Source organism: Actinomadura kijaniata NBRC 14229, assembly GCF_001552175.1.
In the GTDB taxonomy this organism is placed as follows: Bacteria; Actinomycetota; Actinomycetes; order Streptosporangiales; family Streptosporangiaceae; genus Spirillospora; species Spirillospora kijaniata.
Map to the genome: position 1 here is coordinate 1 of NZ_BCQR01000073.1, position 8,845 is coordinate 8,845.

The 8,845-nt window shown below is 76.2% G+C and carries 5 protein-coding genes and 1 pseudogene; 1 reads left to right on the forward strand and 5 read right to left on the reverse strand.

Annotation, left to right across the window (positions count from 1 at the left end; genetic code table 11):
* Positions 1 to 883, forward strand: a pseudogene (locus AKI01S_RS51780) (hypothetical protein); the annotation flags it as partial.
* Positions 884 to 1,107: 224 nt separating this feature from the next.
* Here AKI01S_RS51780 and AKI01S_RS23055 read toward each other — a convergent pair.
* Genes AKI01S_RS23055 through AKI01S_RS23075 form a run of 5 tightly spaced genes read right to left on the reverse strand, consistent with a single transcriptional unit; the run spans position 1,108 to position 8,609 of the window.
* Positions 1,108 to 2,325 (reverse strand): VWA domain-containing protein, encoded by a 1,218-nt coding sequence (locus tag AKI01S_RS23055; RefSeq protein WP_084000102.1) that lies wholly within the window; start codon positions 2,323 to 2,325, stop codon positions 1,108 to 1,110.
* On the reverse strand, positions 2,322 to 4,676 hold the full coding sequence (locus tag AKI01S_RS53620) for a DUF5682 family protein (RefSeq protein WP_245681738.1): 2,355 nt from the start codon (positions 4,674 to 4,676) through the stop codon (positions 2,322 to 2,324). Before AKI01S_RS53620 ends, AKI01S_RS23055 begins: the two co-directional genes overlap by 4 nt.
* Positions 4,673 to 5,758, reverse strand: a complete 1,086-nt coding sequence (locus tag AKI01S_RS23065) for an ATP-binding protein (RefSeq protein WP_067821651.1) — start codon at positions 5,756 to 5,758, stop codon at positions 4,673 to 4,675. The genes AKI01S_RS53620 and AKI01S_RS23065 overlap by 4 nt, the downstream gene beginning before the upstream one ends.
* Positions 5,755 to 7,302: a DUF5691 domain-containing protein gene (locus AKI01S_RS23070; RefSeq protein WP_067821654.1), complete on the reverse strand. Its 1,548-nt coding sequence runs from the start codon at positions 7,300 to 7,302 to the stop codon at positions 5,755 to 5,757. Before AKI01S_RS23070 ends, AKI01S_RS23065 begins: the two co-directional genes overlap by 4 nt.
* A complete protein-coding gene (locus AKI01S_RS23075; RefSeq protein ID WP_067821657.1) occupies positions 7,299 to 8,609 on the reverse strand; it encodes an SWIM zinc finger family protein in 1,311 nt (436 codons plus the stop codon). Before AKI01S_RS23075 ends, AKI01S_RS23070 begins: the two co-directional genes overlap by 4 nt.
* Between the last annotated feature and the right edge of the window lie 236 nt (positions 8,610 to 8,845).

An 8,845-nucleotide genomic window follows, 5' to 3' on the forward strand; every position in this document is an offset into this window, starting at 1 on the left:
CCGGCCGCGGACCGGCGCCGTCCCGCCCGCCCGGCCGCCCTCGGAAGGGGAGCGGGCACCGGCCGACCCGCGCACCGTCGACCCGGTGTCCGGCGCGGGCCCGACCCCGTTCGCGGGGCCGCCGCCCGGGTTCTCCCCGCCGCCCGACGACGCCTGGGGCGAGACCGTGCCGCGGGGCCCCGGGACGCCGCCGGTCGATCCGCCGGTCGACCCGTGGGACGTGACCAGGCCGGGTGGTCCCCCGGCCGCCCCGGCCCGCGACGGGCCGCCCCAGGTGCCGACCGGCCACCTCGGCCACCGGCCCGAGACCGCCCCGGCCCGCACCAGGGGCGAACCGCACCCCACCCTGCGGCGGCCGCAGGAGATCCCGACACCCCGCCAGCCCCAGCCGTACCTGCCGCCACAGGCGCGCTGGCCCGCGCCCGAGACCGGCACCGAACCCCTCCCGGGCGCCGAACGGCGGCCCGCCCCGGCCCCCCGGCGGCTGCGACGCGGCCCCGTGCTGGTCCTCGGCCTGCTGGCGGCGGGGACGGCGGCCGCGTTCGACATCACCGGGCTCGCCATCGTGCTGGCCCGCCCGGACCTGACGCCCTACGCCAGCCTCGCGCTGTTCCCCGGCTACGCCATCGCGCTGGTCGCGCTGGTGATGATCTCGCTGATCGGCGTGGTGCTGGGACTGATGGGCCGCCGCGCGGCGGTCTGGACGGTGCTGGTGGCGCGGGTGGCCCGGGTCGTGCTGCTGGGCGGCTGGAGCCTGCTGGCCACCGTCCGGACCTGGGAACTGGCGGTGCACGCCTCCGTCGCGGCCGTGGTGGTGCTGCTGCTGGCCTGGGCCCTGTACGCCCCGGCCCGCCGCCGGAGCGCGGAGGCGGCCCGAGGGTAGGGGCCGGGACCTGCTTCCAGGCGGACTTCGGCCACGCACACGAGCGCGTCACCCGGCCTGCGGGCCCGACGCCGGAGGCGAAGGCCCGCAGGCCAGATCCCGAAACGACGCCGCACTCACCAAGCCCCCGGGAGGCGCGGGCCCCCGGGCGGCACGGGCCCCCGGGCGGATTCCCAGGCCGGCGCTGTGGGCCAGGGCTGTGGGCCAGGGCCTGGGCGTACGGGTCACAGGGCGCGTTCGGCCCATTCCTTGAGGTCGCGGCGTTCCACGGCGGCGGCCATCAGGTCGGGGAACGCGTCGGGCGTGCAGGCGAACGCGGGGACGCCCAGCGCCGCCAGCGCCGCCGCGTTGTCGTGGTCGTAGGCGGGCGCGCCCTCGTCCGACAGCGCCAGCAGCACCACCACCTGGACCCCGGCGGCGGTGAGCGCGGCGACGCGTTTCAGCAGCTCGGCGCGGACACCGCCCTCGTACAGGTCGCTGATCAGCACCATGATGGTGTCGGCGGGGCGGGTGACCAGGCCCTGGCAGTAGGCGACGGCGCGGTTGATGTCGGTGCCGCCGCCGAGCTGGGTGCCGAACAGCAGCTCCACCGGGTCGTGGAGCTGGTCGGTCAGGTCCACGACGTTGGTGTCGAACACCACCAGCGACGTGCGCAGCGTCCGCATCGACGCCAGCACCGCCCCGAACACGCCCGCGTACACCACCGACGCCGCCATGGAGCCGCTCTGGTCGATGGCGAGGATCACGTCGCGCCGGACGGCCTGCTGCCTGCGGGCGTAGCCGATGAGGCGTTCGGGCACGACCGTGCGGTGCTCGGGCAGGTAGTTGCGGAGGTTGGCGCGGATGGTGCGGTTCCAGTCCACCTCGGCCGGGCGGCGGGGCCGCAGCGTCCGCGCCGACCGGTCCAGCGCCCCGCCGATCGCCGACCGGGTCCGCTGCGCCAGACGCTTCTCCAGGTCCTCCACGACCTTGCGGACGACGGCGCGGGCGGACTCGCGGGCCTTGTCGGGCAGCACGCGGTTCAGCGACAGCAGCGTGCCGACCAGGTGGACGTCGGGCTCGACGGCGTCGAGCATCTCCGGCTCCAGCAGCAGCCGGGTGAGGTCGAGGCGCTCGATGGCGTCCTTCTGCATCACCTGCACGACGGTGGAGGGGAAGTAGGCGCGGATGTCGCCGAGCCAGCGCGCCACCGAGGGCGCGGAGTTGCCGAGCCCGGCGCCGCGCTCGCCCGAACGCCCGCGCCCGCCGCCGGGCCGCGCGCCGTAGAGCTTCTCCAGCGCGGCGTCCATACGCGCGTCGTCACCGCTGAGCGAGCACCCGGTGCCGTCGGAGCCGCCGTCGCCGCCCAGCACGAGCCGCCACCGCCGGAGCCGCTCCTCATCGACGACGGCCTGCGGCACGGCGGGGTGATCGTGGGGGGTGGGGGTGTTCGTGTGGGTCATGAGGGGGCCTTCCAGCCGAGGATGCGGAGGGCGGTGGCGGCGGCCGGGGCGGCGCGTTCGGGGTCGAAGGCGTCCGCCTCGGCGTGGCGGGCCGCGGGCGCGGCGTCGAGACGGCGGACGCGTTCGCCGATGGTGCGGCGCTCGGCCTGCGCGTAGGCGCCGAACGTCCGGCGCAGCAGGGGCAGCACGTCGGTGAACGAGTCGCCCGGCAGCGTCGCGATCCACCCGTCCAGCAGCCGCAGCAGCTCCTCGTCGTGGACCAGGACCAGCGCGCCGCCGGACAGGAAGCCCTCCACCCACGCCGCCGCGCGGTCGGGGCCCGCGCCCACCGACACCGCGCGGGCCATGCGGTCGGCGACGCCCGGCAGGTCGCCGGAGTCCAGCAGCAGGCGGGTCAGGCGGCCCTCCAGCAGGCCGTGCAGGTGCGGATGGTCGATCAACGCGGCCAGGGTGCGCCGCCAGCGGGCCAGGTGGTCGGCGTCCGACAGCAGGGACAGGGCGGAGTCGACCGCGTCGACCTGCTGGAGCAGGACGCGCGCGGCGTCGTCGTCCAGGTGGGCGGCGGCGGGCGGCAGGCCCACGCAGATCCGCACGGCGACGGTGTCCACGACGGTGCGGAGCGGCCCGGTGGGCGTGCCGCGCACGTCGCCGTACCGCAGGGCGCGCACCAGCGCGGGCAGCGCCGCCATCAGGTGCGCCACGTCGGTGTCCACGGCCGCGCGGTCCGACAGCGCGCGCATCACCGTCGGCAGCGCGTCGCCGAGGTCGGCCAGCAGGCAGCGTTCGGCGAGGGAGGTCAGGTCCGCGAGGGTCTCGGCGTCGGCGGCGAGGTTCCCGGCGTGGGTGGTGGCCGCGCCGAGCACGGTGGTGCCCCAGGCGCTCGCCTCGATCAGCTCGACGTCGAACTCGGGCCGCCACATCAGCGTCCACGACTCGCGGAAGGTGCCCTTGGAGCGGCCCTCCTCGCGCGGCACGCCCCAGTCCACGTTCAGCAGCCGCAGCCGGTGCAGCAGGCGGCTGCGGTCCAGGTCCAGGGGCCTGCGCAGGTCGAGGTCCTGCTCCTGGTCGAGCGCCGACGGCTTCAGCCGCAGCCGCCGCTGCTCGGCCGCCAGGTCGCGTTGCAGCGGGACCATCGGCGTGGAGTCGGGGACCGCGCCGAGGCGCTCGCCGACGACCATGCGGCGGTGGATCAGCTCCAGCGGCAGGTCCGCGCCCTCGCACAGCACCGCCCGGGTCGCCTCGGTGACCTCGTCGAGACCGGCCAGGGGGCGGCCGCGCAGCGCGGCGAGCGCGCCGGCCAGCCGCACCGCCTCGATGACGTGCGCGGACGACACGTGCAGGTCCTCGGCGCGCAGCAGCCGGGCGGCGTCGGTGAGCCAGCGTTCCACCGGCCGGTCCGGCGCGGTGAACAGGTGGTGGTACCAGCCCGGCGAACGCACGCCCGCGCCGTACCCCGACCAGTGCGCCAGCCGCCCGTGCGTCCACGGCACCCACGTCATGGCGACCTTGGCCCTCGGCAGGTTGCGGAGCGTCTGGTCGTCACGGGACGCGGGCACCCTGGCCAGCAGCGCCGGAACGTGCCACGCGCCGCAGACGACGGCGATCCGCTCGTGCCCCTCCTTGACGGCGCGGCGCAGGGCACGGCGCATGTGCGCCTCGCGCTGCTCCTCGCGCCGCAGGTAGCCGGGCGGCAGTCCGGAGGGCGGCAGCTCCTCGATCTGGGCGCGCAGCTCGGCCATCGCCTCGGCGATGGCCGGGAACGGCGAGACCGCGTCGTCGCGGTGCTCGACCACGTCGTCCCACCAGCGTTCGGCGTCGTCGTAACCGGCGGTCCGCGCCAGCCAGGCCAGGGGGTCCAGCCGGACGCCCTCCTCCGGCGGGGCCTCCTCGGCGGAGAGTTCCTCGGCGGAGGGCTTCTCGGCGGAGGGCTTCTCGGTGGAGGGCTCCTCGGCGGTGGGCTCCTCCTCGCCGGAGGCCGGGACGAGCTGGTTCGCGGCGGGCAGGTCGCAGAACCGGACCGCCGCGCCCGCGCCCAGCGCGTACCGGACCGCCTGCCACTCCGGGCTGAACTCCGCGAACGGCCAGAACGCCGCCCGCCGCCCGCCCGCCCCCTCCGCGCCCGGCGTCACCCCCGGCGCGTAGGCCAGCAGCGCCACCGGCGGCTCCATGCCCGGGTCGGCGGCCAGCTCCACCAGGGGGTCGGCCTCCGGCGGGCCCTCGATCAGCACCGCGTCCGGCCCGAACTCCGCCAGCGCCCGCCGCACCGCCCGCGCCGAGCCCGGCCCGTGGTGGCGGACGCCGTAGACCTCGACCCGGACGCGTTCGCCGAGATCGATCCGGTGGGCGGTCAAGACACCTCCCGGCAGGCGCGGTAGAAGTCGCGCCACTCGGGGCGCTCCCGCACGACCGTCTCCAGGTACTCCTGCCACACCACCCGGTCCGACACCGGGTCCTGCACGACCGCGCCGACGATGCCGCCCGCCACGTCGCCCGCCCGCAGCACCCCGTCGCCGAAGTGCGCCGCCAGCGCCAGGCCGCTGGTCACCACCGAGATCGCCTCGGCGGTGCTGAGGGTGCCGCTGGGCGACTTCAGCTTGGTGCGGCCGTCGGCCGACATGCCCGACCGCAGCTCCCGGAACACCGTCACGACCCGCCGGATCTCCTCCAGCCCCGCCGGGGTCTCCGGCAGCTCCAGCGCCGAGCCGATCTGCGAGACGCGGCGGGCGACGATGTCCACCTCCGCCTCGACGGTCTCGGGCAACGGCAGCACCACCGTGTTGAACCGGCGGCGCAGCGCGCTGGACAGCTCGTTGACGCCCCGGTCGCGGTCGTTGGCCGTGGCGATCACCGTGAAGCCCTTGCGAGCCTGGACCTCGGAGTTCAGCTCCGGGACCGGCAGCGTCTTCTCCGACAGGATCGTGATCAGGGTGTCCTGCACGTCGCTGGGCATGCGGGTCAGCTCCTCGACGCGGGCGACCGACCCGCGCCGCATCGCGCGCATCAGCGGGCTCTCCACCAGCGCCGCCTCCGAGGGGCCCTCGGCCAGCAGGCGGGCGTAGTTCCAGCCGTAGCGGACCGACTCCTCCGACGTCCCGGCGGTGCCCTGCACCAGCAGCGTGGAGTCGCCGCTGACGGCCGCCGCCAGATGCTCCGACACCCACGTCTTGGCGGTGCCGGGAACGCCGAGCAGCAGCAGCGCCCGGTCGGTCGCCAGCGTCGCGACCGCGACCTCCATCAGGCGGCGCGGCCCGATGTACTTGGGGGAGACCGCCGTCCCGTCGGGCAGCTCTCCACCCATCAGGTAGGTGGTGACCGCCCACGGCGACAGCCGCCAGCCGGGCGGGCGCGGCCGGTCGTCGTGCTCGGCGAGACGGGCCAGCTCGTCGGCGTACAGCTGCTCGGCGTGGGGCCGCAGCACGGCGTCGGTCGTCACAGGTCAAGCTCCTTCAGCATCTCGTCGCGGAAACGCAGCGTCTCGGTCAGGTCCAGCAGCGCCCGCACGGCCCCGCCGCCGGTGTCGCCGGCGCGGGCCAGCGCCTCCAGGCGCGGCGCGGCCGTGGGGGACAGGCGCTGGTCGGCCAGGCGGCACAGCTGGGTCAGGGTGTGCTCGGCGGGGGCGCTCGGGCGGCGCGCGGCGGCGGTCAACGTCGTCACGACCGCCTCGGCCAGCGGCCCCGCCCAGGGGCCGGGCACGCGTTCCAGCACCCGCAGCAGCTCCGGCTGCCCCTCGGTCCAGCGGATCAGGTCGGCGGCGGCCGCGTCGCGCTCGCCCTCGGGCAGCACGCCGAGCAGGTCGGCCAGCGCCTCGGGCTCGTCCACCATCACCCCGCCCTTGAGCAGGGCGCGCGCCCACTCCACGTCCCGCTGCCGCAGCGCCGCCCGCGCCCAGCCCACGTGCACGTCGCGGGCGCTGCTGTGGGCGTCGCCGCCGGTCAGGTCGGTGACGGGCAGACACACCACCTCCACCGGCGGCAGCCCGAACACCTCCGTCCAGGTCCGCAGCGGCGTGCGCGACAGGATCTCGCGCAGCCACGCCGCCCGCGTCCCGATCGGCCCGCCCGCCCGGCTGCCCGGCGCGAACGACCCGCTCGGATGGAACGGCACCCCGTCGCGCGCCAGCTCCTCGCCGTGGGCGCGCGGCGGCTCCACCATGATCCAGGTCTGCCTGCGGCGGCGCACGGTGCGCTCCCGGGGGGTGAGGCAGGCGCGGGCGCGTTCGGCCATGCGCCGCCCGTACGCCGAGTCCGGCAGCCGCGCCAGCAGGTCGGCGGCGACCTGCCGCACGTCCTTGCCCCGGTCCCCGAGCGCCGTCTCCAGGAACTCCTCGTCCTCGCCCGACAGCCCGTGCCCGAACGTCGCCAGGAACACCGCCCGGTCCGGCGCCGGCTCCCTGGCCCACACCTCCCCGAGGGCGTCGCGGGCCGCCGCCGGGTCGGTCTCGCGCAGGCGCGTCAGATGGGCGATGCGCTGGCTGCGCGTCCCGGTTCCCCAGACGTCGTCACCGCCGCCGGGGTCGTCACCGGTGCTGATCAGATACGCCCAGTCGGTGTTCTGCAACGCCAGCCACACGCCGCGTCGCCCCGCCGCCCGCACGATCGACGGCCGCAGCATCCGGTCGCTGCGCCCCTTCTCCAGCAGCTCGGGCAGCAGCCGCGCGGGCGCCCTCCGCCCGCGCGCGGCGGCGGCGTCCAGCCACTCGGGCAGCACCTTGACCTGCTCGCCCGACAGGATCCGCGCCAGCCGCCGCCCGGCCGCCTCCGACACCACCGGCAGGTCCTCGGCCGGAGCGGGCGCGACCGTCTCGACCCCGGTGACCGGCGGCGCCCCGGCCCGCCGCCGCACCGCCAGCACGGCCGCCTGGTCCAGCAGCCGCCCGGCCGGGTCGCCGACCTGCTCCGGAGCCTCGGGCAGCGGGGGAGCCGGACGCCGCTCGGTGCCGAGCAGAGCGGCGCTGACATGCTCGTTCCACGCGTTCACAGGATCACGACCTTCTCGTCCGGATGCCAGGCCGCCAGCGGGCGCATCCCGCGCGTCGACCACTCCCCGGCGAACGTCACCGGAGCCCCGCCCGACACCGCCAGCAGCCGCCACGGGTCGGCCATCCGCAGCGGCAGCGCGTCCCCGGCGTCGTCGACGACGAACAGCCCGCCGCCGTCCCGGCCCAGCCGCACCCCCGCCAGCACGGCGGGCCAGCGCTCCAGCCAGGGGTCGTCGGCCAGCGCCGCCGCGTACTCCTTGAGGAACACCCCGACACCGACCCCGTCCGGCACGGCGCTCCCGGCCGCCCCGAACCGTTCGGCCACGAGCGCCCGCAACGGCCGCGCCCCCGGATAGAACGCCAGCTCGGCCTCCACCTCGGTCCCCACGACCAGCGACGCGTCCAGCGTCCGCCCCGGCGCGGCGAACGACAGCACCAGCGCGTGCCGCCCGCTCGCCCGCCCCTTCAGCCAGACGCGGCGCGTGGTGAGCTGCTCCTGCGCGACGTCCCGCGACCCGACGACGCACCAGCGGTCGCGGACGCGCTCGCCGCGTTCGAGCACCTCCTCCTGCGAGAGGGTGAACCCGATCCGCGCCCGCACGGTCTCCCGCAGCCCCTCGGGCAGCTCCTCGCGCCGCTGGTGGGCCCGCACGAGCAGCCGCAGCAGCGCGTACTCCTCCAGCAGCCGGTCCGGCCACCCCTCCCGCCGGGCGACCGACGCCAGCCCCCTGACCTGCCCGGCCAACGCCCCGGCCTGCGCGTCCACGAGCCGCCGCGCGACCTCGTCCCACACCCGGTAGGGGGCGTTCTCCGCCTGGGCCAGCCCGTGCGCGACCTGGTCGCGAAGCCACTGGTCGAGATCGGCGATCCCGCCGTCGACGCGCTGCTCACGGCGTTCGGCGGTCTTCGGGTCACGCTGCCTGACGGTCTTCTCGGTGCGCTTCCGCTGCGTCTTCTCGGCCCGCTGCCGCCGCTCCTCGATCCACTCGACGACCCACGCGGGCCGTTCCCCGGCACCACCGACGGTTTCGCCGCCGACGCCGTCGCTCCACAACAGCAACAACCCGAGGGCGTGCTTGCAGGGGAACTTCCGGCTCGGGCACGAACACCGGAACGCGGGCTCGGTCAGATCCACGCACGCCCGGTAGGCGCTCTTGCCACTGCCCGCGCACTCACCCCACACGGCCTCGTCGTCGGCCCCGAGCCCACGCCACTTGGCGGGCACGGCGACCTTACCGGCGGCCTTGGCCGACGCGTCGTCGGGCGCCAGCCCGAGCACATGCTCCCGATCCCATCGATCGCTCACAGCGTCGAAGCTATCGGGAACGTCCGACAATCAAGGACGCTCCGTGACGGCTGGGGTGGGGGCTGGGGGAGAGGGGTGGGGGGCTTGTGGGTTGGGGTCTCCGGTCATGTGTAGACCCTCGGGGGTTTAGGGGGTGTGGGGGAGGCTTGGCGAAAGCGGGGGTTGGGGTTTTGGGGGGTTGGGGTTGTTGGTTTTGTGTAGACCCTCGATATCGCTAGTGGTCTGTGATCGGGTGC